Annotated in this window: 19 protein-coding genes and 1 pseudogene; 17 read left to right on the top strand and 3 right to left on the bottom strand. The window is 48.2% G+C overall.

Features of this window, described 5'->3' with window-relative positions:
- The 8 genes and pseudogenes from KD145_RS05410 to KD145_RS32560 all read left to right on the top strand — a co-directional run.
- A complete protein-coding gene (locus tag KD145_RS05410; RefSeq protein ID WP_212004886.1) occupies nt 1–768 on the top strand; it encodes a DUF4397 domain-containing protein in 768 nt (255 codons plus the stop codon).
- Nucleotides 769–808: 40 nt separating this feature from the next.
- On the top strand, nt 809–1,735 hold the full coding sequence (locus KD145_RS05405) for an ABC transporter ATP-binding protein (RefSeq protein WP_212004885.1): 927 nt from the start codon (nt 809–811) through the stop codon (nt 1,733–1,735).
- Nucleotides 1,736–1,744: 9 nt separating this feature from the next.
- Complete coding sequence (locus KD145_RS05400; RefSeq protein ID WP_212004884.1) at nt 1,745–4,075, top strand: Gldg family protein; 2,331 nt, start codon at nt 1,745–1,747, stop codon at nt 4,073–4,075.
- 12 nt (nt 4,076–4,087) lie between these two features.
- Nucleotides 4,088–5,377, top strand: coding sequence for a DNA mismatch repair protein (locus KD145_RS05395; RefSeq protein ID WP_212004883.1), 1,290 nt, complete (start codon nt 4,088–4,090; stop codon nt 5,375–5,377).
- Nucleotides 5,378–5,496: 119 nt separating this feature from the next.
- The gene (locus tag KD145_RS05390; protein ID WP_212004882.1) at nt 5,497–6,813 is read left to right on the top strand and encodes a DNA mismatch repair protein; all 1,317 of its coding nucleotides are present in this window, start codon (nt 5,497–5,499) and stop codon (nt 6,811–6,813) included.
- 35 nt (nt 6,814–6,848) lie between these two features.
- On the top strand, nt 6,849–8,342 hold the full coding sequence (locus KD145_RS05385) for a S41 family peptidase (RefSeq protein ID WP_212004881.1): 1,494 nt from the start codon (nt 6,849–6,851) through the stop codon (nt 8,340–8,342).
- A 478-nt stretch (nt 8,343–8,820) separates the two neighbouring features.
- Nucleotides 8,821–9,147 carry a S24 family peptidase gene (locus KD145_RS05380; RefSeq protein WP_212004880.1) on the top strand — a complete coding sequence of 109 codons (327 nt, stop codon included), beginning with the start codon at nt 8,821–8,823 and terminating at the stop codon, nt 9,145–9,147.
- An 8-nt stretch (nt 9,148–9,155) separates the two neighbouring features.
- Nucleotides 9,156–9,311, top strand: a pseudogene (locus KD145_RS32560) (CatA-like O-acetyltransferase); the annotation flags it as partial.
- Between the two features lie 23 nt (nt 9,312–9,334).
- On the opposite strand, the gene KD145_RS05375 reads toward KD145_RS32560, so the two are convergent.
- Both KD145_RS05375 and KD145_RS05370 read right to left on the bottom strand, forming a co-directional pair.
- Nucleotides 9,335–9,922 (bottom strand): NAD(P)H-dependent oxidoreductase, encoded by a 588-nt coding sequence (locus tag KD145_RS05375; RefSeq protein ID WP_212004879.1) that lies wholly within the window; start codon nt 9,920–9,922, stop codon nt 9,335–9,337.
- Nucleotides 9,923–9,995: 73 nt separating this feature from the next.
- Complete coding sequence (locus KD145_RS05370) at nt 9,996–10,808, bottom strand: helix-turn-helix domain-containing protein (protein ID WP_212004878.1); 813 nt, start codon at nt 10,806–10,808, stop codon at nt 9,996–9,998.
- A 28-nt stretch (nt 10,809–10,836) separates the two neighbouring features.
- Between KD145_RS05370 and KD145_RS05365 the strand changes: the two genes are divergently transcribed.
- The 3 genes from KD145_RS05365 (at nt 10,837) to KD145_RS05355 (ending at nt 12,468) form a co-directional block, all read left to right on the top strand.
- Nucleotides 10,837–11,403 carry a Crp/Fnr family transcriptional regulator gene (locus tag KD145_RS05365; protein ID WP_212004877.1) on the top strand — a complete coding sequence of 189 codons (567 nt, stop codon included), beginning with the start codon at nt 10,837–10,839 and terminating at the stop codon, nt 11,401–11,403.
- Nucleotides 11,404–11,485: 82 nt separating this feature from the next.
- Nucleotides 11,486–11,953: a DoxX family protein gene (locus KD145_RS05360; RefSeq protein WP_249219744.1), complete on the top strand. Its 468-nt coding sequence runs from the start codon at nt 11,486–11,488 to the stop codon at nt 11,951–11,953.
- Nucleotides 11,954–12,180: 227 nt separating this feature from the next.
- Complete coding sequence (locus tag KD145_RS05355; protein WP_212004876.1) at nt 12,181–12,468, top strand: hypothetical protein; 288 nt, start codon at nt 12,181–12,183, stop codon at nt 12,466–12,468.
- 30 nt (nt 12,469–12,498) lie between these two features.
- Here KD145_RS05355 and KD145_RS05350 read toward each other — a convergent pair whose 3' ends face one another.
- Nucleotides 12,499–14,298: a long-chain fatty acid--CoA ligase gene (locus KD145_RS05350; RefSeq protein WP_212004875.1), complete on the bottom strand. Its 1,800-nt coding sequence runs from the start codon at nt 14,296–14,298 to the stop codon at nt 12,499–12,501.
- 388 nt (nt 14,299–14,686) lie between these two features.
- Between KD145_RS05350 and KD145_RS05345 the strand changes: the two genes are divergently transcribed.
- From KD145_RS05345 to KD145_RS05320, 6 genes are all read left to right on the top strand, one after another.
- Nucleotides 14,687–15,283 (top strand): RNA polymerase sigma factor, encoded by a 597-nt coding sequence (locus KD145_RS05345; protein WP_212004874.1) that lies wholly within the window; start codon nt 14,687–14,689, stop codon nt 15,281–15,283.
- A 66-nt stretch (nt 15,284–15,349) separates the two neighbouring features.
- Nucleotides 15,350–16,354: a FecR family protein gene (locus KD145_RS05340; protein WP_212004873.1), complete on the top strand. Its 1,005-nt coding sequence runs from the start codon at nt 15,350–15,352 to the stop codon at nt 16,352–16,354.
- 182 nt (nt 16,355–16,536) lie between these two features.
- Complete coding sequence (locus tag KD145_RS05335; protein WP_212004872.1) at nt 16,537–20,196, top strand: TonB-dependent receptor; 3,660 nt, start codon at nt 16,537–16,539, stop codon at nt 20,194–20,196.
- A gap of 17 nt (nt 20,197–20,213) precedes the next feature.
- Nucleotides 20,214–21,914, top strand: a complete 1,701-nt coding sequence (locus tag KD145_RS05330) for a RagB/SusD family nutrient uptake outer membrane protein (RefSeq protein ID WP_212004871.1) — start codon at nt 20,214–20,216, stop codon at nt 21,912–21,914.
- A gap of 9 nt (nt 21,915–21,923) precedes the next feature.
- Nucleotides 21,924–23,027: an N-acetylglucosamine-6-phosphate deacetylase gene (nagA, locus tag KD145_RS05325; RefSeq protein WP_212004870.1), complete on the top strand. Its 1,104-nt coding sequence runs from the start codon at nt 21,924–21,926 to the stop codon at nt 23,025–23,027.
- Nucleotides 23,028–23,251: 224 nt separating this feature from the next.
- Nucleotides 23,252–25,792, top strand: a complete 2,541-nt coding sequence (locus KD145_RS05320; RefSeq protein ID WP_249219743.1) for a glycoside hydrolase family 9 protein — start codon at nt 23,252–23,254, stop codon at nt 25,790–25,792.
- Nucleotides 25,793–25,794: the final 2 nt, after the last annotated feature.

Here is a 25,794-nt window from a genome sequence, read left to right as displayed (position 1 = left end):
ATGCTTTCCTATAAAAAATGTCTACGTTACCTGATACCATGCCTGATGGTAAGCCTGCTGATGGCCTGCGCTAAAGATAAAGTGGCTCCCGGTACCGCATCCCTGACCATCATCAACGCCGTGCCAGACAGCCGTCCGCTGGTGACCAACTTCAATGGTGGAAATCCTTTTGATTATTATCTGGCTGTACAACTGGATTATAAGGTACCATTCAACCCGCTGGTCAACCGTTTCAGGTCCTATAGCGGCAGCCAGCCACTGTGGCTGTATCAGTATCCTGATACCACAGATAAAAGCACGCCGCTGTTCAAACTGACACTCGACCTCCCCATCGGTGCTACCCGTACACTGTTTTTAACCGGTACAGTCAATACACCGGATACCGTATTTACCAATGATGTATTGCCTTACCATCCTCTGGGTGACAGCACAACAGGATTACGGTTTGTGAACCTCTCTCCGGGCAGCGCTCCGGTAAAGGTGGTCATCAAAAATAAAACCGGCGACGCGGAAGTCAGCAGCCTCCCTTTCAAAGGCATGACGGGCTTCCGGAACTATCCTGTCAACGCTGCCCTCGAAGACTATGTATTTGAATTCAGAGATGCAGCCAGCAACACGCTGATCACCAGCTTTACAACAAATGGTATTCACTATCCGCTGCCGGGAGGCGTACATCAATGGGTGTTCAGAAACTGGACACTGGCGCTGGTAGGGCTGCCGGGAGGTACTAACGGACAGGAACAAACGATCATGGCCTTCTCCTATTAAAGAAGGTTTTGCATCAACATCTACTTTTTCAAAACGTATTATGAACACTATATTAAAAATCGACCGGCTATCCCACCGGTACAGCAGTGCCTGGGCCATCCGCGATATTAACCTGGAAATAGGCCATACTGGCGTAATCGGGCTGTTGGGCTCCAATGGCGCCGGTAAGTCTACGACCATGAATATCATCTGCGGTGTGCTGAATCAAACCGAAGGCCAGGTATATGTGAATGGTAAAGACATCAGGAAAGAACCGGAGCTGGCCAAAAAAGAAATCGGGTTTCTGCCACAGAACCCGCCCGTATACACTGATCTCACCGTGGACGAATACCTGCAGTACAGCGCACAGCTGCGGCTCGTGGAAAAAAGTAAAATCCGCAAAGCCGTGGAAGAAGCTAAAGAACGTTGTGGTATCTCCCATTTCAGTACCCGCCTGATACGCAATCTGTCAGGAGGTTACCGCCAGCGTGTAGGCATTGCACAGGCTATCATCCATAAACCCAAACTAGTGGTGATGGACGAACCTACCAATGGTCTCGATCCCAATCAGCTGATAGAAGCACGTAAACTGATCCGCGAAATAGCCCAGGAGCATACCGTGCTGCTGTCGTCTCACATCCTCTCTGAGATACACCTGCTGTGCCGGGAGATCGTGATGATAGAGGGAGGAAGGGTTATCTTCTCTGATACCATGGATGCTTTCAACAACTACGTACAACCGCATAGTGTGCTGGCACATATGGAAAATATGCCGCCTGCTTCCGAACTGCAGAAGATCAGCGGCGTATCGAAGGTGGAAATCCTGAATGATACCCAGGTACGCATTTATTTCGAAGGTGATCAGGAAATCACCGAAAGGATTATTACCGCCAGCGTGCAGGAGGGATGGCGTCTCCGGGAAATCAGTCTCGACAAAGGTTTGCTCGATGATATTTTCAAGCAATTATCTATTCAATCGCTCCAATAATTTTTATACATGAAGATGATATTCAGGATTGCGAAAACAGAGCTTCGGACACTCTTTTATTCACCGGTGGCCTGGTTTTTAACAATCGCATTTATGGTGCAGTGTGGGGTGTATTATACCTACGCCATACTCAATATCGCCAACTGGCAGGACATAGCCGTCAGGAACAATCCTAAATTCAAGGACTTTGGTATCTCGCTGACCTCAGGGGTTTTTTTAGGGCAGGACAGCATTTTTGCCAATGTACTGCAAAACCTGTATCTGTTTGTTCCCTTGCTGACAATGGGTTTGATCAGCAGAGAAATCAACAATGGTACTATCCGGTTGTTATATTCTTCTCCCATCAAAACCCGGGAGATTGTACTTGGAAAATACGTGGCTATCATGATCTACAACCTGCTGCTGTTAGGCATTGTAGGCGTGTTTATGCTCATGGGTGTTTTCAGTATATACCATGCAGATTACGGAATATTGTTGTCTGCCGCACTGGGCTTCTATTTGCTGGTATGTACCTATACGGCCATCGGCTTGTTTATGTCCTGTCTCACCAATTACCAGATCGTATCAGCCATTGGCAGTTTTATCATCATCTTTGTGCTGAGCCGCATCGGTGGCTTGTGGCAGAAGTATGATATCGTGAGGGACCTGACTTATTTCCTTTCTATTTCCGGACGTACTACCAAGATGTTGAGAGGACTGATCACCACCAAGGATGTGATTTATTTTGTGATGATCATGTATATGTTTGTAACATTTACCCTGATCAAACTCAAGGCCGGTCGTGAATCCAAGCCCTGGTTTGTAACAACGGCCCGCTACCTGCTGGTGTCTGTATCCGTATTACTGATAGGTTATGTAAGCTCCCGTCCTGCCTTTATTGGCTGCTGGGATACTACCGCTACCCAAAAAAATACACTGCATCCCAATACACAACGGATATTAAAAGAGCTGGGTGACGAGCCGCTGGAGATCACGCTGTATACCAACCTGCTGGGACCAGGTGTACAACGTGGCCTGCCGGAAAATCGCAACGATTATCTGTGGAGTCTGTGGGAACCTTACCTGCGCTTCAAACCGGACATCAAATTCAACTACGTGTATTATTATGATACCGATGATGCAGATAGTTCCCTGTATAAAACCTGGCCGGGTAAAACCCTGCAGCAGATAGCCACCCAGATGGCAGAAGGATATGACGTGAAGATCGCTGGTTTTAAAACACCGGCAGAAATGCGCCGGATGGTCAACCTGCAGCCGGAAAGCTACCGGTTGGTGATGCAGCTGAAATACAAAGGACAGACCACTTTCCTGCGCACCTTTGATGATGCCTCATTCTGGCCGGAAGAGCAACAGGTGGCACCTGCCTTCAAACGCCTGATGCAGGCCTCGCTGCCTAAGAATATTTTCCTGACAGGTAATCTGCAACGCAGCATCCATAAAAAAGGTGAGCGCGAATACATGTTACATGCTATTGCAAAAGGGCTCCGTTCGTCGTTGATCAACCTGGGTTTTGATGCAGATACCCTGAATGCAGATGCCCGGGAAATACCTGCTGGTATTACCTCACTGGTGCTGGCAGATCCTAAGACAGAACTTAGTCCGGTAGCTACGGAAAGAATCAGTCATTACCTGCAGAACGGTGGTAATATGATGATACTGGGAGAGCCAGGCAAACAACAGATACTGAATCCGCTGTTGAAACAACTGGGTGTGCAACTCATGAATGGTACACTCATAGAAGTGTCCAAAGATGAAATGCCGCATATGGTAAAACCATATCTGACGCCTGCCGGTACTTACCTGTCGCAGGACCCTGTCCTCAAGGCCATCCGGCAGCTGCAGGAGGAAGGAGAAGACAGTCTGGGAATACTGATGCCAGGCGCCACAGGCATCGCTGTGACAGACAGCAGTAACTACAAACCTACCACTATCCTGACTACCTTCTCCGGAAAAGCATGGATGAAGGTAGGTACGCTGGTAACCGATTCTTTGCCGCCGGTGCTTAATCTGCAGGAAGGCGACAGTAAACAGTCTTCTTATGCCACCATTGTATCGCTGACCCGTCAGGTGAATAACAAACAACAGCGTGTAGTCGTATGCGGTGATGCCGATTTTATGAGCAACACCCGTCAGGGGGGAGGTTTTTTGAGCATAGACCTGTACAGCTGGATGGATGAGGGAGCCTTCCCCATCTTCACACCAAGGCCGGAGGCACGGGATACCAAACTGACGATCAGCGGCACCATAGCAAATATCGAGAAGATAATATTTGTATGGGTATTACCTGTTATCGTGCTGCTGGCCGGAACTATATTACTGCTACGTCGTAAAAGACAATAAAAACGGGAACCGATGATATTACAAACAGACGAACAAACAATAGACGACCTCCGCATATTCGGCAAGCGGGATGTCAGCGGTATCTACGACCTGTACAACCATACCCACACCCGTGGTGGCGAAGCATGCCTCGAAGAGATGTTCCGTCAGCCGTTGTCGGATAAAGAGGAAATCAACCGGCGCAGCAGTATTATCGCGCATTTTGCGCAGCTGCAGGTAGCTTTCCCTTTTGATGCAGCCCTGTTTGATATGGCAGAGAAGTATCTGAAAAACGGGGATGTCCTCTCAAAAAATACGGTGCAGGCTACACTGAGTGAGAAAGATATTTACAACGGTGTTACCGCTGTGATAGGTTTGCTGCAGCATGTACACCGGTTCATCGAAGGGCCGGCAGTGGCGGGCATTGCAGCCTATGCCAGGGAGCGGACGGAAATAGCACTGTTGCTGGCCGACCCGGCACTGGAACCTGCATTGAACGAACCCATGAAGGGAAAATTATCCTATGGTGCTGTCACTGCTTATGATCTGTTGTTCAGAACACGTGAAAAACAAAAGATCATCCAGCTGCTGGGCCATGTGTTTTTTCTGGATGTATACCTGTCCGTAGCAGCGGTGGCTGTAGAGAAAAAATTCGTATTCCCGAAGGCGTTAGACAAAGGTACCGGTATCTTAAAACTCGACGGTGTTTATCATCCGGGCCTGAAAAACCCGATAGGTAACAATGTGTCGATGAACAGCGACCGGAACGTGATCTTTCTGACGGGTGCTAATATGGCCGGTAAGTCTACCTTCCTGCGTTCCCTGAGCACTGCATTGTATGTGGCGCATATGGGGTTCCCCGTAGCAGCCCGGCTGATGGAGTTCTCGGTACTGGATGGTATTTACACTACGATCAACCTGCCGGACAACCTGGGCATCGGCGCCAGCCACTTCTATGCGGAAGTGCTGCGGGTGAAAAAAATCGCCGCCGCCCTGAGCAGTGGCAAATCGCTGCTGGTCATATTTGACGAGCTTTTCCGGGGTACCAACGTAAAGGATGCTCATGAGGCAACGGTAGCGGTTACACGTGCATTTGCCGGAAAAAAGAACAGCAAGTTCGTCATCTCTTCCCATATCGTGGAAGCAGGGGAGCAGTTGCAGCAATCTGCCGGTATCGGCTTCCTGTATCTGCCCACCCGGATGAACGGAAATGTACCGGAATATACCTATACGCTGGAAGAAGGCATCACAGACGACCGTCATGGTATGATCATCATCCGCAACGAAGGTATACTGGACATCTTGCAAAAAGGACACAAATAGCCCAGAGCTTCATAACCCAGGACTGAAGTCCTGGGCTATTTTCGGTTAGCTCAGGACTTCAGTCTATTATAGCCCAGGACTTTAGTCCTGGGACACCTAAAAAAAGAAACAGCTATAACATGAGTTTTAGTATAGACAGGCAAACAATGGATGAACTGAACCTGCTGGGGAAATTCCGGCATGGTTCAGTGTACCATTTGTTCAACCAGGTGAAGACAAGAGGAGGGGAGCGTTTGCTGGACGGGATGTTCCAGGCTCCGCTGGAAAATGCGGCTGCCATCAATGAGCGGAGCAGTATTTTCCGCTTTTTCCAGGAGGCAAAGCTGGCATTCCCTTTTGATGTGCCGCAGCTGACCCTCATGCGGGAATACCTGGATAATGGCGGCAAAAGCAGTGCATTGCTGACACTGGCAGATATGCTTATCAAAAAAGGTCTTTCTGCCCTGGCCCGTGATGAACGCTACCGCGCCAGTGTACAGGGATTGCAGGCCACTATCGTAACTGTAAAAAGATGTTATGCCTTTGTGGAAACACTGGCTGTTTTACAGGGGCCTTATGCTGCCAGGGTGGCCTCCATCCGGCAGGTGCTGGCAGACAAACAGCTGGAGCGTTTGTGCAATATGGACATCTATAAGGCATTACCGGTGAAAACACTGGCCTTCTATGATCATCTGCTCAAAAACAGACTCCATAAGGAAATGGAGGACCTGCTGCTGTTCATTGCTGAACTCGACGTATACATTGCCGTTAGTGAGGTGGCCCGCACCAAAGGGTTTAACTACGCACAGGCATCTCCCTCTGAAAAAAACAGTTTGTCGGTCAACGGCCTGTATCATCCCTGCATAGAAAAAGCCATCGGCAATGATATTGTCATGCAGGAAGGCAGTAATGTACTGTTCCTGACAGGAGCCAATATGGCCGGCAAGTCCACCCTGATGAAGTCAGTAGGCATTGGAATGTACCTGGCACATATGGGTTTCCCGGTGGCGGCCGCACAGTTTTCCTTCTCCGTAAGGGAAGGGCTGTATTCTTCCATCAACGTATCAGACAATATCAGCCTGGGATACAGCCATTTTTATGCAGAAGTGGTAAGGGTGAAACAGGCGGCAGAAGCCACCGCCAGCGGAAAACGCCTGCTGCTGATGTTTGACGAGCTGTTTAAAGGTACTAACGTAAAGGATGCTTATGATGGTACGCTGGCAGTTACAGAAGCGTTTGCAGCCTATTCCGGTTGTTTGTTCATCGTTTCCACCCACATCATAGAAGTGGGAGAAGCCCTGAAAAAACACGGCAATATCCGCTTCAGATATCTGCCTACCGTAATGGAGGGTAGCCGTCCACGTTATACCTACAAACTGGAAGAAGGTATCACAGAAGACCGCCAGGGGATGATGATCATCCGTAATGAAGGCATCCTGGAGCTGATCGGCTCATAGCGACTGTATTAACTTGTAAAAAAAACACTGCACATATGAAGAAGTTGTTGATATTTGGCGCCGGCGCCATGCTGGCACTGTCATGCCTGCACACATCGGCCCAGGAGAAAAAACTGGCCAGTCTCACCAAAGAAGACTTTATAGCCGATTTCAGACTCGCCGTAGACATCCTGAAAAAACAACACCCCAATCCTTATAAGTTCACCGATTCGCTCACTTTTGAACGCTCGGTTGATTCACTCTTAAAGGTAATGGGTAAAGAGTCGGATATGCTGGCCTGCCTGCAGTATTCGCCTGTCTATCTGGTGAGAGACGTGCATACCAGTCTCCGGCTCTCTAATGACCATTCCCGTGAACTATATGCCAGTATGCGGTTCTTCCCGTTCCCGGTTGTGATTGAGCGGGGAAAGATCTTTGTCAATATAAAAGGTGCTGCCATTCCTTTTGGTGCTGAGATCACCAGTATCAACAATACACCGGCAAAGGATGTACTCCGTAGTCTGGCTACTTCAGCTTACAGCGACGGCTTCATTACCACCGGTATGGACAGGCTGTATCCTGATTTTCAGGTGGTCTTCAGTTTGCAGTCGCCCCACCAGGTAACCTATCCGGTAACCTATCTGGCCCCCGGCAGCAAAGAGTCCCGTAAGGTAAGCCTCACCGCTTCCAATCCTACAGAAACCTATCATGCTACCCGGCAGTCTGTTTTTCCGTTCAATCTGCTGCAGCGCGCCTACTATATTTACAACAACTACTTCGATGACTCACAGACAGGACTGTTGACTGTCAATACCTTTGCTATCAACGAAGCAGATGCCTATAAAGAGTTCAGCGAGTTTTTCCGCGAAGTGAAAAAACGCAACTACAAACAGGTGATCATTGACATTCGCAGCAATGGTGGTGGTAATCCGGCTATCTCAGCCCTGCTGTATTCTTTCCTGGCGGACGCTCCTTTCCGGAATGTATACAACTACCGCACCCGCACCATCGATATCGCCTATCCGGAATATGCAGTGGCGGATAACGGCAGAAGGCTGTCTGATGAAGATATCCAGAGCAACCGGAATTTCCTGTACCAGCGCTTCGATAAAGACAGCTCCGGCTTTTATGTAGGCAACGCCCGGCTGAAAGAAGGGCAGCTGGAGAATTTCCCGCCGGATAAAGACGCCTTCCACGGAAAAGTATATGTGCTGACCGGCGGTGGTACTGTTTCTGCAGCTACCTACTTTGCTTCGCTGGTACAGAAAAACAAAAGGGGAGAAGTGATCGGTAAGGAAACCGGTAGTGGAGAAGCCGCCACCACAGCCGCCTGGTTTAGGAACTATCTGTTGCCACGTACCAAATGTGTACTTACAGTACCGTTGTCCGAACTCTACTTCTTTAATGCCACCAAAGATAATGGCCGCGGTATCATCCCTGACCGGGAAGTACCGATGGATAAATTTATCGGCTATACGCAGGCAGATAAAGATCCGGAGATCACTTATACACTGGAGCTGATTGAAGCAGCACACAAAGCCTCACGATAATTATAACAGTGACAATAATTAAGCCCCGTCAATGGCCCATACACTATGGGATTCATTGACGGGGTATTTATCAGCGTGTAGTGGTCTGAGTTATCCATTTCCGGATAAATTAGGTTTTCCGGAAACATTTGTTTTTCTTTGCATCAGTTTAAGGTTCTTGGTGATAAGAACTTTTTGAATCAGATCTCTATAAGATGGCAGCCATATGTTAAGCAGAAGTGGCCTTCTGCTGCATCCACTGAAGTGTTTACTCCTCCTGTATCCTAACGCTACCCCGGTTAAATCCTTCTGTATTGTATACCCAACGTATTGTTTCTTCCTTGTCCTGTTCTGAAATAAATCATCATTAAGTTTTTAATCATCTTCTGTCAGAAGCCTGTTGTCATTTATCGCCGGTATAAATGATGCAGCTTGCTGTTGCCCCTGATGATCACAACCAGGTTAACCTTCCTATGTATTGACACTAAATTTTAATGTTATGAACAAGTATGAAAGATTAAAAAACGAACTGGAAACAGTTGGAACAGGAAAAATGAAAGCATTCGGCTCTTCTATGTTACCCATTTTGAAAAACGGCACTTTACTCACCTTTAAAAAAGAAACGGAGTATGCTATTGGTGACATTGTATTTTGTAAAGTCAAAGGGCGTTATATTGATGCGCACAAAATCATTAAAAAAGATGTCGGCAAAGGCTTTCTCATAGCCAATAATCATGGTTTTGAAAATGGCTGGACCAAAATCATCTATGGAAGAGTGATATTGGGAGAGTATGAAAACAGGGTGATTTATAATAAAGCAGGATAAAATAATTTTTGGGTGTAATTTTGAACTTTATTTTTGCCACGTTTTACGCCAATATTACCCATGATATGGCGCCTTATAAAGATGTAAAAGGATTTAGGCCCAAGCCGGGGAGGCCGCAGAACTTTTGCCCTGTTTCGGCGCTGCCCTGGCTGAGTTTTACGGGTTTCAGTCAGGATACTTTCTCCAATCACGCAGGGCAAGGTGCTGCAAATGCAGCCCTGATTTGCTCCGTCCATTCCCCGATCTGTTCTTTCCCCGCTCTGTCTGCTCTGTCAAATAAAAAGTGTTTCCTGATGTCCAGTCCGCTGTAGGTAAAGATGCCTTTGTCTGAAGTGAGCAGGAGGGCATGGCCCATTCCAATAGCCTGGTATTCGGCATGTGATTTACCATGTGTGTTAATAATCACAGTGGGTTTGGCTCCCAGCAGTCCTTTCTGAACACCCTGGTCGTAGCGGTAGGCAAAGCCATAACTAAACACCCGGTCGATATACCCCTTCATGATGGCAGGCAGGCCTGTCCACCAGATAGGATAAATAAAAGTGAGACAATCGGCTTCGGAGATAAAGGTCTGTTCCTGTTGTACATCTTCACTCACGCGGCCTGCGCGCTGACCTTGCATATCTGCTAAAGATAAGACCGGGTTAAAGTTAAGCTGGTACAGGTCTCTTATCATCACTTCATGACCATTCTCCTGCAAATGGGCTGTCAGTGATTGTTTCAGCTGGCTGTTGAGACTATCGGAATTAGGATGGGCATAAATAATAAGATGTTTCATATGCTTGTTTTTGTATGATTGTATGATACAAAAGTAGCATGACGGGATAAGGCGATATTGTAAGAAAACGAAATCAGCGCTGTGAAACGCAGATATCTTCCTGGAATTTGATGTACTGCGTAGGACTCAGATGCAGGTAATGTTTAAAGTCGTGTATCAGCTGGCTTTGATCGTAATAACCACAGGCATCAATTAACTCAAACCAGTCGGCTGTCCGGCCCCTGGCCAGCTGCTGCTGAAGGTGTTGAATAGCCTTCATGAAGCGCTGATACCGCAGTCGTTCTTTGGCGGTGTATCCAAATTGTTTTTTGTGATGCAGTTGAATATTACGCTCGCTCTGCCCTGTAGCGCCGGCGATCGCTTTAATGGGATTCAGGTTGTCGTTCCGGAAGCCAGCCAGCTTTTCTGATAATGGATGCTGTTGCTGCAGATAGGGCCTGCAAAATTCAAGGATATATGCTACTTGCCGGGCAGGTTGGTCTATCTGGCCCAATGCAGCCCAAAGATGGGTGAAGCAGTTGTCTTCCAACAGCTGGTCCGGATGTTGTGGTGTTTCTTTCTCCGGGGCCGCATTACCAAAGAACCGGAAAAAGGCATCATCTTTGAAATTGGCTACCAGCATGCGGATACCAGGAACCAAAGTATAATCAAACGCCTGCCTGATCGGTCCCAACACAATACACTGGTCAATATCCAGCTGGGTATCCTGCCGGGAATGCAGTACCGCTTTGCCTCCAAAAATAAAAACCAGGATAGTTTGATAAGAAGGTAGCAGTGTTTTGGTAATAGCAGTATCACCTGTATTTTCAGCAAAATAAAAATGAGAGAATACGGATTCAAAATCCGGTGTCACGGGAATACTGAAATGCTGATATGCCTGGTCCATGCTTCAAATATAATCATTACTTTCGGGCATGTATTCATTATTGCTTCAACATATCAACCGGTATGTCCAACTGAATGAAGAGGAGCTGCACGCATTCTGTAATGCCCTGGAACTGAAAAAACTACGGCGGCATCACTTTCTGCTTCAGGAAGGCGATATCTGTAAACGTGATTATTTCGTGATTAAAGGCGGCCTTCGCCAATACGAAACAGACAAGGAAGGGAAGGAGCGTATTATTCATTTTGGCTTCGAAAACTGGTGGATCACCGACCGCCACAGCCTGATCACACAAACACCTTCCATCTATAACATAGAAGCCCTGGAGCCCACGGAAGTGCTCCAGATCAATAAAACAACCCTGGAAACGTTGTATGACCGAATACCCCGCCTGGAACGTTATTTCCATCTGGTATTACAGGAATCTTTTGCCTTATGGCAACAGCGCATCCTGCAACTGCAGAAGCCGGCAGAAGAAAAATACCGGGCATTTCAGGCTGAATATGGCGCCATAGAACAGCGGCTGCCACAACAATACATCGCTTCTTACCTGGGCATCACGAGAGAAACCCTTAGCCGTATCCGTAGCCAGCAATAGTGTGATATAAATCACAGGAACTTTTTGATAAACCGCACTATCCTGCCATCACAGATGAATCATCTTTGCAAAAAAAAAGATGATGTACAGGGAAATAATCCATGAATTACTGGCAACAGACAAGAGCTGGACAGCTTTGATATTAAGACTTACACTGGGAATGGTATTGTTTCCGCATGCTGTACAGAAAATGTTCGGATGGTTCCGCGGACCTGGTTTGACAGGAGAAATGAAGTTTATGACTGAAGTAGCCGGCCTGCCAGCTTTTGTTGCGATGATAGCTATTTTTGTAGAATGTTCCGGCATGTTTTGTTTGCTCACGGGAACGGCTACACGGGCAATGGCGATAGCTCTTTTCGGACTGTTTACAGGCATGATTATCTGCATCCACAGGAAAAACGGTTTCTTCATGAACTGGTTTGGTAAACTGTCTGCAGGGCAGGAGGGATTTGAATTTCATCTGCTGGTACTGGGTATATGCCTGGTGCTGATGATAACGGGTGGGGGTAAATACTCCGTAGATAGCTGGTGGCTGGCAGGGGCTCATTGAGGCCCGCTGTAAAAATTATTCGATGGGACAAGTAATAAGTTTGATTAATCTTAGTACATAGGCTTCCAGGCAACAGAACGATTAAATTGTTAATCTCTGCATAACATTTTTTATTTTATAATTACCTGTTTGTTGCGAAATAAATTTTCTATATTCACCACAGTTACACTGTTATCTCTCCGGGAATAAGGATTTCCTGAGAGAATTTATTGACCAATATTTCTGATATGATAACCCGGTTTTTTTATCTGGGGCTTACTCCAACGGAAAAGAAACTACCTTATTTGTATAGCCACGTTTTCAAAATCACTTATCAGAACGACAAGGACCTGGTATGGAAACAACTGGTATTTGAAGAAGACTTCAGGAGATTTAACCGTTTTCCCGAACATTATAATGCCGGATGGTCTGCAGGAACTGACACGGAAGAAGCCGCAGTGACTGATAGAAGAGATGAGATCAGAGCCTGGGAAATGGATGAAGAAAAGAAAGTATTTCCTGTAAAATGGCCCTGACAGTAAAACAATACTGTCAGGGCATATTTGTTATTCGTTCTGATAGATTTTTTCGATGGCGCTTTTATATTTTTCAAGCACTACTTTACGCTTCAGACTTAACTTAGGAGTCATCTCACCACCTGCAATACTCCATTCTTCCGGCAGTAGTTCAAATCGTTTGATCTGTTCCACATGATTGAAGTACTGATTGTAGTCGTTGACCACTTTCTGGTAAACTTCCTGTACTTCAGGACGGGCAATGGCTTCCTGGTGGGTAGTGAAAGGAATATTTTGTTTGTTCATCCAGAATTTGAGATAGGCAAATGCCGGTACAATTAGTGCGCCGGTAAATTTCCTGCCTTCACCCACTACCATGATCTGCTCAATGAACGGACTTTCCTTGAATTTGTTTTCAATAGGCTGAGGAGCTACATATTTACCACCGCTTGTTTTGAAAAGCTCTTTTTTACGGTCGGTGATTTTCAGGTATTTGTTGTCTACCCATACACCGATATCACCGGTATGCAGCCATCCGTCGATTACGGTGTCTGCAGTGAGGTCCGGGCGTTTGTAGTAGCCTTTCATCACGGTAGTACCTTTTACGCATATTTCACCATCTTCTTCCAGTTTTACTTCGATGCCTTCGATAGGAGGGCCTACGGTGCCGAATTTGGTGCCGCCGGGTACTCTGCGGTTAACACTGATAACGGGACTGTTTTCAGTAGGACCATAACCTTCGTATACCGGTATCCGTGCTGCATTAAAAATACGCAGCAGTTTTTCCTGGCAGGCTGCGCCGCCGGTAACGATGTAGCTGATGTTATTGCCCAGGGCCGCCCGCCATTTGCTGAATACGAGTTTGTTGGCGATGCTCAGCTGTAAATTGTACCAGGGGCCACCGCTGACGATATTGTCATATTTTCCTCCCAGCGATACAGCCCAGAAGAACAGCCTGCGCTTGATGCCGGTGAGGTTATTGCCGGTAGCCATAATTTTTTCAAATACTTTCTCCAGCAGGCGGGGCACAGTGGTAAATCCATCCGGACAAATTTCCTTCAGGTTATCGCCAATGGTATCAATACTTTCGGCATAATAGATACCGATACCACTGAAAAGATAGATATAGGTAACCGTTTTCTCGAAGATGTGATTAAGGGGGAGAAAGCTGAGCACCTTTTGCTGCGGGGCATCGTCAAAAGGAAAACTGACTTTTGAGTAGGCCACGTTGGAAGCGATGTTGTTATGGGTCAGCATCACACCTTTAGGTGTGCCGGTAGTACCGGAAGTATAGATAATGGTAGCCAGATGATCCGGATCGATGCTGGCTTTGACAGATTCCACCCTTTCCAGCAGCGCAGGAGTGGCCATATCCGGAATGCTGCTCCAGTGGGTAGCTCCGGGAATCTCATCAAAAGAATAGATTTCTTTAAGTGATGGTACTCCATCCCGTATATCCCTGATTTTTTCCAGCATCTCCTTGCTGCTAACGAAGATATACTTCACGGCAGCATCATTCAGAATAAATTGTATTTCGGCAGGGTTGGTGGTAGGATACAGCGGTACCAGTACGGCGCCGGTCTGTTGTACGGCCAGGTCTGTAAATATCCATTCCGGCCTGTTGTTGCTGATAATGGCGATTTTGTCTGCGCCTTCAGGAGTAAAATCATTGCCGCCAACACCTAACTGCAATAAGCCGGCACTGAAGCGGTTCACTGTTTCACTGACACTGGCGGTACTGAAAGTCTTCCAGCTGCCCTTGATCTTGGCGGCCAGCATATCCTGTTTCGGGAATTTCTCCAGCTGAAATTTTACTGCGTCGAAAAGCCTATGCCTCGGGAGAGCACTCATAAAGTAGATTTAGTGATGTAATAGGTATCAGTTGTTATAAATATACTAAAACAAAAGAATAACGAATATTTCTTTCCGTAATGAATGCAGGGCTGCTACCAGCTGCGCTGCTTTCTCCGGTGATACAACAACTGGAAGCATAATGGGAACTTCATTATAAGTGGCCAGGTTCTGTTGTTTTGATTAAATATAAACAATTTTAATTGTCCTCATTTTATCTGCCTGAATTTTTATGGCATGCCGATACTGTTTTTAAATTGCATCGTTATCGCCTGCCTTTGGATTTTCCAAATCTTTTCCTATTTTCACCAGCAAGCCTGTAGTAAAGATATTGCTGACTGCTGTACCTTATTGTTGTTTTGCCTAACGCTTTAATACACCACCAGGGATGGAGTATGCCATACCGAACGAATCCGTTCTCATCAGCAGAGTGATCGAAGGGGACAAGGATGCCTTCCGGGAGATCTATGATCATTACCGGGCCCATATCTTTGCGTATGCCTATCATCTTACCAAATCAAAGGAAACAGCACACGAAATTGTACAACAGGTGTTTATCCGCCTCTGGCTCAAGCGGGAACAGATCAACCCAGCCCTGCATTTCGGCGGATATATCAAAAAAGCAACACTCAACCATGTACTGAACTTTATCCGGAAAACCGCGAGGGAACAGCAGTTGCAGGAAAAGGTATATCAACGGATGGAGGCCATGAGAAATACCACGGAAGAAGAACTGGTGATGAAAGAGCTGCAACAGGTATACAGAGCGGCCATCGATAAGTTGCCACCACAGAAAAAACTGATCTACTGCCTGAGCCGTCATGATGAACTTACCCACGAAGAAATTGCACAGAAGCTGAATATATCCAAATATACAGTCAACAATCACCTGGTGGAGGCGCTCCGCCTGGTTCGCCAATACGTGCATGCCCATGCCGATATGGCCGGTTTCCTGGTAGCACTGCTGCTCCGGGAATGGTTATAAAAAAAATTTTCTCCCTCACTAGTTATCTCCTTGCCGGCAGGTGTATAAGCTGGATAGTATTGCTTGATGTTTACTAATTACATGGCTGTGGAAGACAACGAACAACTGAAATACCTATACGAACGTTACCTGCACAACCAATGCAGCAGGGAGGAGCTGCAGGCTTTTTTTAACCTGGTGAATGCTTTGCCGGATGAAACGCTGATCCACTCTTTGTTATCCCGTACCTGGGATGAGGCAGCGTGGCCGCCACTGGCCGATATGCCATCGTCACCCTTAGATTTTCCTGCCGGATCGGAGGAGCAGTTGAAGCCTTTGACAAAGCGTTTCGCGGGATGGTGGAAAGCGGCTGCCCTAGTGGCGGGAGCGGGACTGTTACTGTGGGGCTGGAGCCAGCTGCGCTCACGTCCCGTGACATACACGGAAAAAACGACAGCAGCCGGCCAGCAGCTGCAAGTAGTACTGCCAGACAGTTCGGTGGTATGGCTGCATGCTGCCAGCAAACTACGTTATGCTGAACAATTCCGTAACGGCAACCGGGAAGTAACCCTCGAAGGCAAGGCCTTCTTTGATATCCGGCCGGGCCCTCAGCCCTTTGTGGTGCACAGTGGCGGGCTCATCACTACCGTATTGGGAACCTCCTTTAATATCGATGCCTATCGTAACAGTGAACATATAGCCGTCACCGTTATCAGCGGCCGGGTAAAGGTGGCCGATTCGCTGAAAGTGCTCGACATCCTGCTGCCTGCCCAGCAGATCAGCTACGACCGGCGCCGGCAGGTATTTGCCAAAACAACAGCCGACACTACTGCCTGCCTGGCCTGGAAAGCAGGCAAAATAAGATTTGAAGAAGAAACCATGGGGGCCATCGCAGATGAACTGCAACGCTGGTATGGCGTACAGTTCCTGTTCAAAGACCCCGCCCTGCGTAACTGCAGGTATACGGCCTCTTTTGATAATAATGTCAGTCTGGAAAAATTACTGGATGTAATCTGCGCTGTTAATAATATACAATACAGGATCAACCAATCGGAATCTACCGTTACACTTTCGGGGAAAGGATGCCCTTAAATCTAAATCTATCAGTGACAACCAAAATGTAAAAGCGATGTATTCTCCTGCTGCTAAACCGCCTTCATAGGTACTGGCTCCATATTGCTGTTATCTGGCGAAAACTAATGAACCGACCTGCGGTAACAGGGCGGTTCAGGTGAGTTCTATGTTCATGAATCAAATAAAACCCATGTAAAATTATGCAAATTTTTACAAAGGGAGAGCCTGTGCCCGGCAGCCATGCACGCCTCGGACGGCCCTCTATCCGAATCCTGTTTAAGCTTATGCGCTACTCATCAATGCTTATGCTGTTTGGCTGTATGCTCTGTGCCACCCTGGAAGCACGTACCTCCAACGCTCAAATGCTGAAAGATGTAAAAATCAGCCTGGATGTAAAAAATGAACCGCTTAAGGCGGTACTGAAGAAAATAGAAACTGCCACCAGCTTCAGTTTTGTCTATAACCCCGATCAGCTTTGGCTGAAGGAGAAGGTCTCTCTTTCTTCCCGCGAAACCACAGTAGACAAAGTATTACACCTGTTGCTGGACTCCAGGCAGATCATCTTCCGGCAGAATGACAATCATATCATCCTGCTCAGAAATGAGCAGCCACCTGCGCTGAAAGTCCCTGCCACATCTCATCCTGTAGTGAGACCACCGGGGCCAGGCCCCGTATCGGGCCGCGTAACATCGATAGAAGGTGCACCCATGCCGGGTGTGAACATACGCATCAAAGGCAGTTCCAAAGGGGTAGTCACAGATGCCGGCGGCAACTATTCTATCCATGTAGATAAAGAAACAGTACTCATCTTCTCCTCCCTGGGCTTTCAAACCAGGGAGATGCCCGTTCCGGGAGCTACCGTCCTCAATGTGCAGATGGCTGTAGATGTGACAGGTCTGAATGATGTGGTGGTAGTAGGTTACGGTACCCAGAAAAAAATGGACCTCACCGGGGCTGTATCTACAGTAGACGTAAAGAAAAATCTGCGTTCCCGCCCTATCACAGATGTGGCCCGCGGACTGCAGGGCGTGGTACCGGGACTTACTATTACCACCAACTCAGGAGACCTGGGACAGGAGCCCCGTATCCGTCTCAGAGGACTGCGCGGATCGCTCAATACCGGCAATACCGGCGCAAAACCACTGATACTGGTAGATAACGTGGAGATCCCCAGTCTGCAGATGATCAACCCCGAAGATATTGAGTCTATTTCTGTGCTGAAAGATGCGGCATCTGCCTCTATCTACGGTACCCGCGGCGCTTTCGGCGTAGTGCTCATTACCACCAAAACGGGCAAAAGAAATACGGCCGCCCGCATTTCCTATTCCAATAATATGTCCTGGGCCAAACCAACTGTGCTACCTGAAATCGCCGGTGGGGCGGAAGGAGCCGAAGCCACCCTCGCTGCTCTGCGCCGTGCTAACCCCGATGCTCAACAGTTTGGTGTATTGGGAATGTGGTATGATGATGCCTCCATCCGGAAAATACGCGAGTGGGAAAAACAATACAGCGGCCAAAACCTCGGCGATGAAATGGTGATGGGCCGCGACTTCGACACCATCGGTGGCAGACTATACTTCTACCGCCCCTGGGACGCCGGTAAAATGTATATGCGTGATTGGTCTCCCCAGCAAAAACATGATATCAACGTCAGCGGCGGAAGTGCCAGCACCAGCTATAATCTCGGCCTCGGTTATCTCAGCCAGAAAGGCGTGATCAAAGTCAATCCGGATAAATATACCCGCTACAACCTCAACCTCGGCGTCAACACCACTGTCAATCAATGGGTGGACATCCGCAGTAAAATCCTGGTGTCCAACACAACGACGACTACACCCTATAATTTCAGCAGCGGTGCTTACAACCCCTGGTATTACCTGTACCGCTGGCCGGCTACTTATCCCTATGGTACCTATCAGGGAAAAGACTTCAGAAGTGCGCCCACAGAGGTGAAACAGGCCAGTCTGGATGAAGATAAAAGTAACCTGTCCAGACTGTCGGTAGGTACCACCATCAAAGTAATCGAGGGCCTCACAATTGATGCAGACTATACCTATTCTTCTACCAACAGGCATCTGCATCAAACCGGTGGTGGCACTATGGGATGGAATTTCTGGTCCTACAATGGCAGAAATCTTGAATATCAGCAATACCAGAACGTTTCGCAAAACAAGGTCCGCTATTATTCCGGCTGGAGCAACATCAATACCGGCAAGGCTTTCGCTACCTATGTGAAAAATATTAAAGATCACGCTTTTAAAGTAATCGCCGGCAGTGATGTTGAGCTGTATAAATTTACCGACCAGTCTTCTGAAAGAAGAGGACTGCTATCTTCCGATAAAGGTGAAATACCACTGGCCACCGGCGACCAGTTTGTAGATGGATCCAGCAATGCCTGGTCTACCCTCGGTTTCTTCGGTCGCCTTAACTATGCTTATAAAGACAAATACCTCCTCGAAGTAAACGGACGTTATGATGGCTCCTCCCGTTTTCCGCGCAATAACCAATGGGGTTTCTTTCCCTCGGTATCTGCAGGTTATGTTATCAGTGAAGAGCCTTTCATGAAACCACTGCGCAATGAGCTGTCATTTTTCAAAATCAGAGGTTCTTATGGTTCCATCGGCAATCAGGTAGTGGGCTCCAACCGTTTCCTTTCTACCATGTCTGCTTCCAATTCCAACTGGCTGCTGCCCGGAGCTAATCAGGTCATGATGGGCACACCCACTGTTTTGTCGCCTGTCCTTACCTGGGAAACTGTCCGCACATTGGACATCGGCACGGATATACGACTGCTGAAAGATAAGGTAGGCATCACTTTCGACTGGTTCCAGCGTACTACCGCCAATATGATCACTGCAGGTGTCACGCTGCCGTCTTCTTTCGGGGCCAGTGCGCCGGTACGTAACTTCGGAGAGATGCGGGGCACCGGCTGGGAGCTGGGCATCGATTTTAGCCATACGTTCAGTAACGGGTTGCACATTGGTGTGATGGCCACACTTTCAGATGTGAAGGAAAAAATCACCCGCTTCTCCAGCGCTACCAGAGCGTTACCTGGCACCATAGAAGAAGCCAACGGTACTTATTATGAAGGAATGACCGTAGGAGAAATATGGGGATATGTGACCGACCGCCTTTTCACGGAAGATGATTTTATGGGTAAAGATGCCAACGGACGCTGGATTCCCAAGCCTGGTATTGCCTCTCAGAAAAAACTGGAGACATCACCTTTTTTCTTCGGCCCCGGTGACGTGAAATACAAAGACCTCAACGGCGACTCTGTCATCTTCAACGGTTCCAATACGGTAGAAGACCCCGGAGATAAAAAGATCATCGGCAACTCCACCCCCCGTTATCTTTACGGTGTGCGTATCAGTGCCGACTGGAAAGGATTTGATCTCGATTTATTCTTCCAGGGTGTAGGTAAAAGAGACTTCTGGGCCACCGGACCTATCGTTTTCCCCGGCTTCAATGCCAGCGAGGCCTGGTATAAAAACGGTATGGACTACTGGAAACCGGATAATCCCAATGCGTTTTATCCCCGTCCTGCTTCTTATGGCGGCACTATCAACCGCTGGAACTATCAGCCGCAGACAAGGTACCTGCTCAATATGGCTTATCTCAGAATGAAGAATATAACGGTAGGGTATACACTACCATCATCTCTCACCAAAAGAATACACCTCGATAGGGTTCGCCTGTATTTCAGCGGGGAAAACCTCTTTGAGTTTGATCATCTGAAAGCGCCGATAGACCCGGAAGTGGATTTTAATCAGTCTCAGCTCGACAGTGATCCTTCCGGCTATGGCCGTGTGTATCCTTACCGCAGGTCTTTCTCTGGTGGCCTGCAGGTTACTTTTTAACTTTTAAATACCTGAAGATGGAAAAGAAATTATACCTGTTGTTATGCATTATGCTGCTGGCCGGCGGATGTAAACGCACGATGGACGACTTCCTTACCCGGCTGCCGCCGGACAGGATGACTGACCCGGAATACTGGACCAATGAACAGGCTGTTCGCACTTTTGCCTGGGGCTTTTATACCAACTATTTCTCCGGCTATGGCTCTGGCTGGACCTGGGGTAAATATTTCTCAGGCCAGTCACTGAATGATGATTTTGCACCGACGGCACCTTCACAGTTTACCCAGAATATTCCTGCCTCCGGTGGTGGCTGGAGTTTTGGCTATGTGCGAAAAGCCAATCTGTTTCTCAACAGAATACACCTGGCCACCATGGATGATGCAGCCATGAAACACTGGGAAGGCATAGGCCGTTTTTTCAGAGGGCTGGAATATGCTTCGCTGGTCAATAGGTTTGGTGATGTGCCCTGGTATGGAAAAGTGCTGGAAGAAACAGATATCAAAGAGCTGTACCGCCCGCGTGACCCCAGAGCACAGGTGATGGACAGTGTGCTGGCCGATTTTAAGTTTGCGGCGGAGAATGTACGCAAGAGCGATGGAGAGCCGGGACTGACGATCAACAAATACGTGGTGCTGGCTTATATGTCTAAAATATTTTTGTTTGAAGGCACCTGGATGAAGTACCGGGAGAATAACAGCGAAAAGGCAAAACAATACCTGGAAGCAGCCCGCTGGGCAGCAGATAAGGTGATCAATGAAGGTGGTTATACGCTGGGCCGTGGCTACCGTGCGCTTTTCAGCTCCCTCGATCTGGCCGGTAACCAGGAGATGATTCTCTATCGCCGTTATGAAACCGGTATCCTCACGCATGCCCTCATGAGTTATGTCAATACAGAAGGACAAACCGGCGCCAGCAAAAATGCGGTCGAGTCTTATCTGTGCAAGGACGGCCTGCCCATCCGCGTTTCTGCATTGTATAAAGGAGATAAGACCATCGATGCTGTGATGACCGACCGCGATCCGCGGATGTACGAAACCTTTGTAAAAGCCTTGCGGCTCAATGGCCTGATCGGACAGCCTTCCACCACCGGTTATGCCGTACAGAAATTTTTAAATGATGAAATAAAAGATAAGCTGGAAGGCACGTCTATGCTGAATCCTACGGATGCTCCCGTTATCCGTTATGGAGAAGTGTTGCTGAATTATGCAGAAGCGTGCGCAGAATTAGGTATCTTAACGCAAGCTGACCTGGACCGTTCCATCAACCAGTTGAGAAGCAGACAGGGAATCAATATGCCTGCTTTACAGGTCGTGGGCGTGCTGCCGGCCATCAATGGCCAGGTATACGACGACCCCGCCCGCGATCAGACCGTACCTGCCATGATTTGGGAGATACGGCGTGAACGCAGGGTGGAGATGATGATGGAAGGCATCCGCTACGATGACCTGCGCCGCTGGAGCAAACTGGCCTATGTAGACACCAGGACCAACAAGGACATTAACCTGGGTGCATGGATCAAAAAATCTGATTATTCATCCAAACTGAATGTAGTGCTGGAGAACAATGCATCGGAAGGGTATATGATGCCCGCGGTACAGGCCAGTTCACAACGTATCTTTAACGATCCGAAAGTATACCTGGATCCTTTGCCACTCGACCAGATCAAGCTGTACAAAGACCAGGGGACAGACCTTAAACAGAACCCGGGTTGGAACTAAAATAGACTTATGCTCACTGCTTTCACTAACGGAACCATTTTTACCGGCACACAGGTGTTGACCGGAAAAACATTATTACTGGAACATGGGCAGGTACTGGCGCTGGTAAATCCTGGTGAAGTGCCTGCCCATGCGGCCATCATCGACTGTGGAGGGCAGTTCATTGCGCCGGGCCTGCTGGACCTGCAGATATATGGTGGTGGTGGTTACCTGTTTTCCAGCCAACCATCTGTAGCAGCGCTGCAGGCGATGACGCGTGCACTAGTGAAAAATGGCACTACAGGTTTCCTGCTTACGTTGGCCACCAACAGCATTGACCTGTTCAAGCAATGTATTTCGATAGTACAGGAAAACCCTCATCCCGCTGTATTGGGCATGCATCTGGAAGGTCCTTATATCAACCCGGTAAAAAAGGGCGCCCATATCCAGGCATACATCAAACGTCCCGAAATGCAGGAGGTAGAAGACTTGCTGGCCGCGGCAAGGGGAGTGGTGAAGATGATCACGCTGGCACCTGAGATGTGTGATCCGGCTATCATTCGTTACCTGCATGCACAGGGCGTGGTGGTGTCTGCCGGACATAGTAACGCCACTTTCGAAGAGGCCTCCGCGGGTTTTATGAATGGTGTTAAGGCAGTAACACATCTGTTTAATGCCATGTCCTCACTGCATCACCGTGATACCGGCCTGCCTGGTGCTACCTTCTGTAATGCCGGTGTATATGCCAGCATCATCGCCGATAATATTCATGTGGATGATAGCGCACTCATCATCGGTAAAAAAATGTTGGGCCACCGCCTCTTCCTGATTACCGATGCTGTAGAAACCAATCGTGAAGGCGACTACCAGCATGTGGCCCAGGAAGACCGCTTCACCCTGCCCGACGGCACGCTGTCCGGCTCACGGCTCACGCTTCTGGGAGCAGTAAAACGTTGTGTGGAGCATGCAGATATACCACTGGATGAAGCATTGCGTATGGCCACCCTCTACCCGGCCACCCTGATGGGCCTCAAAGACCGCGGCCGTATAGAACCTGGCTGCCGTGCAGACATCCTTGTCTTCAACCGCCAGTACAAGGCCGTCCGGGTATACATATCAGGAGAGTTGCAATAAGAGGCCCGCTCCAATAAGAACAACAAAAGCAACAAAAGCAACAAAAGCAACAAAAACAATAAAAGCAATAAAAGCAATAAGAGAAAAAAAGAAAAAGCGCAACAATACTAGATCCACAATGAAAGAATACTGCAAAAAAAATGACTAACTATCCATAAACCCCCGCCGCATCATTCAACAATTTTAGCCCAGGACTTTAGTCCTGGGATTCGTAATTTAGAATAATGAAATACAAGCTGAAAAATATAATGTGCGCCCTTGCGCTGGCCGGACTCGCTACAACAAATGCTTTTGCGGCTACCAGCTCCTGGATCAGGATTAACCAGCTCGGTTACCTCCCCGGGGGCATTAAAGTGGCTGTATGGGGTAGTAAAGGAACGGTGGTGCCGTCTGCTTTCCAGCTGGTGGATTCTGCCAGTGGCAGCGTAGTGTTTTCCGCGGGGACAGGCAAGGCATTCGGACATTATGGCCCGTTTAACCAGACGGCCCGGCTGGATTTCAGCACCTGGAAACGCTCCGGGACTTATTATCTGAAAGCGGGGGAGGCGAAGTCGCCTTATTTTCGTATAGCCGGCAACGTTTATGCCGGCACAGCAGACTTTGTGCTGCGTTATATGCGTCAGCAACGTAGCTGGTTTAATCCTTTCCTGAAAGATTCCTGTCATACCCATGACGGCTATACGTTGTATGGCCCTATGTCTGACAGTACGCATCTCGATGTGGCTGGTGGCTGGCATGATGCCAGTGACTATCTGCAATATTCCACTACGTCAGCCAATGCTACCTATCATTTGCTGGCAGCGTATCGTGATTTCCCGCAGGTATTTGGTGATCACTATGCGGCCAACGGGCTGGAGGGCAGCAACCAGGTAGCTGATGTACTTGATGAAGCCCGCTGGGGGCTCGACTGGCTGCTGAAAATGCATCCGCGTGATACCTGGATGTTTAACCAGATCGCCGACGACCGCGACCACCACGGCATGCGCCTGCCTAAAGAAGATGACTTTTATGGCAGAGGGTTTGAGCGGCCGGTATATTTCTGCTCCGGTCAACCACAGGTCAGGGGTAAATTCATGAACAAAACCACCGGCGTGGCGTCTACTGCAGGTAAGTTTGCCAGTGCTTTTGCACTCGGATACCAGCTGCTCCGTAATAAGGATGCTGCTTATGCTGGCATCCTGCAACAGAAAGCTGTTACAGCTTATGCTATGGGACTGAAACAGCCCGGTGTCTGCCAGACGGCTTCTGTGCTCTCTCCCTATATCTATGCGGAAGATAACTGGGTCGATGATATGGAACTGGCCGCGGCTTCGTTATATCATATCGGTAAAAAGGATGTATACCGGCAACAGGCGCTCGCCTACGCCGAACAGGAGAAAATTACACCCTGGCTGGGATCGGATACCGCCCATCATTATCAGTGGTACCCTTTCATCAACCTCGGACATTATGAATTGGCCAAACAACTCAGTAACAAAGACAAACAAACCATTACCGGATATTATAAAACGGGCATAGAAAAAGTATGGCAGAAAGCAAAAAATAACGCTTTTTATCGTTACATCCCTTTTATATGGTGCAGTAATAACCTGACCACTTCATTTGCCATTCAGTGTTACTGGTACCGGCAGCTCACCGGTAGTAAGGCATTTGAAGCACTGGAACAGGCCAACTTCGATTGGCTGTTTGGTTGCAATCCATGGGGTACCAGCATGGTGTATGGCCTGCCTGCACAGGGTGATACACCGGAAGATCCGCATTCTGCATTCACGCACCTGGGACATTATCCGATTGATGGAGGCCTGGTAGACGGTCCCGTATATACGAATATTTACAAGAACCTCATCGGCATTAAACTGTCCAAACCCGATGCCTACGTTGAATTCCAGAGCGATCTGGCCGTATATCATGACGACTTCGGCGACTACAGCACCAATGAGCCTACCATGGACGGTACCGCTTCATTGGTTTATCTGCTGGCTGCCATGGATAACGAAGCACATAAAGCCGTTCCTGCTAAAACGCCCGCTGCGCCCTCAAAACCAGCGGTACCCTCCGCATCTGCCGGTACCTATGCTCATGGTGCCATCATCCGCGGAAACACCAGTCACAAAACGCTCACACTCGTATTTACTGGTGACGAGTTTGCGGATGGTGGACCTGTGATACGACGGGTATTACAACAGTATCAGGTACCCGCCGCTTTTTTTCTGACAGGAAAATTTTATAGTAACCCGGCCTTTCAACCGCTGATCAAACAACTGCAGGCCGATGGACATTATCTCGGGCCGCACTCTGATCAGCATCCGCTTTACTGCGACTGGCAAAAACGCGACAGCCTGCTGATATCCCGGAAAGCCTTTCAGCAGGACCTTTCAGCCAACTATCACAGAATGGAAACATTAGGCATTAAAAAGACGGCAGCTCCCTACTTTTTACCGCCCTACGAATGGTACAATGATACCATCGCGGAATGGACCCGGGAAGAAGGACTGCAACTGGTGAACTTCACACCCGGCACACGCTCCAACGCAGACTATACCACACCTGCCATGAAAGGTTATCGCACTTCAGATCAGATCTATGACTCCATCATGCAGTATGAGGCTGCACAACCTGCAGGACTCAATGGTTTTATGCTGTTGATGCATATTGGTACCGACCCTGCCCGCACAGATAAATTCTACAACAAGCTCGATGTTCTTATCCAGTCCTTAAAAGACAAAGGGTATCGTTTTGTGGGTATCAATGAATTGCTTAAGTAGAA

This window comes from Chitinophaga sp. HK235 (assembly GCF_018255755.1).
Taxonomy (GTDB): Bacteria; Bacteroidota; Bacteroidia; order Chitinophagales; family Chitinophagaceae; genus Chitinophaga.
The sequence above is the reverse complement of the archived record's forward strand: the minus strand, read 5'-3'. Positions and strand labels throughout refer to the sequence as shown.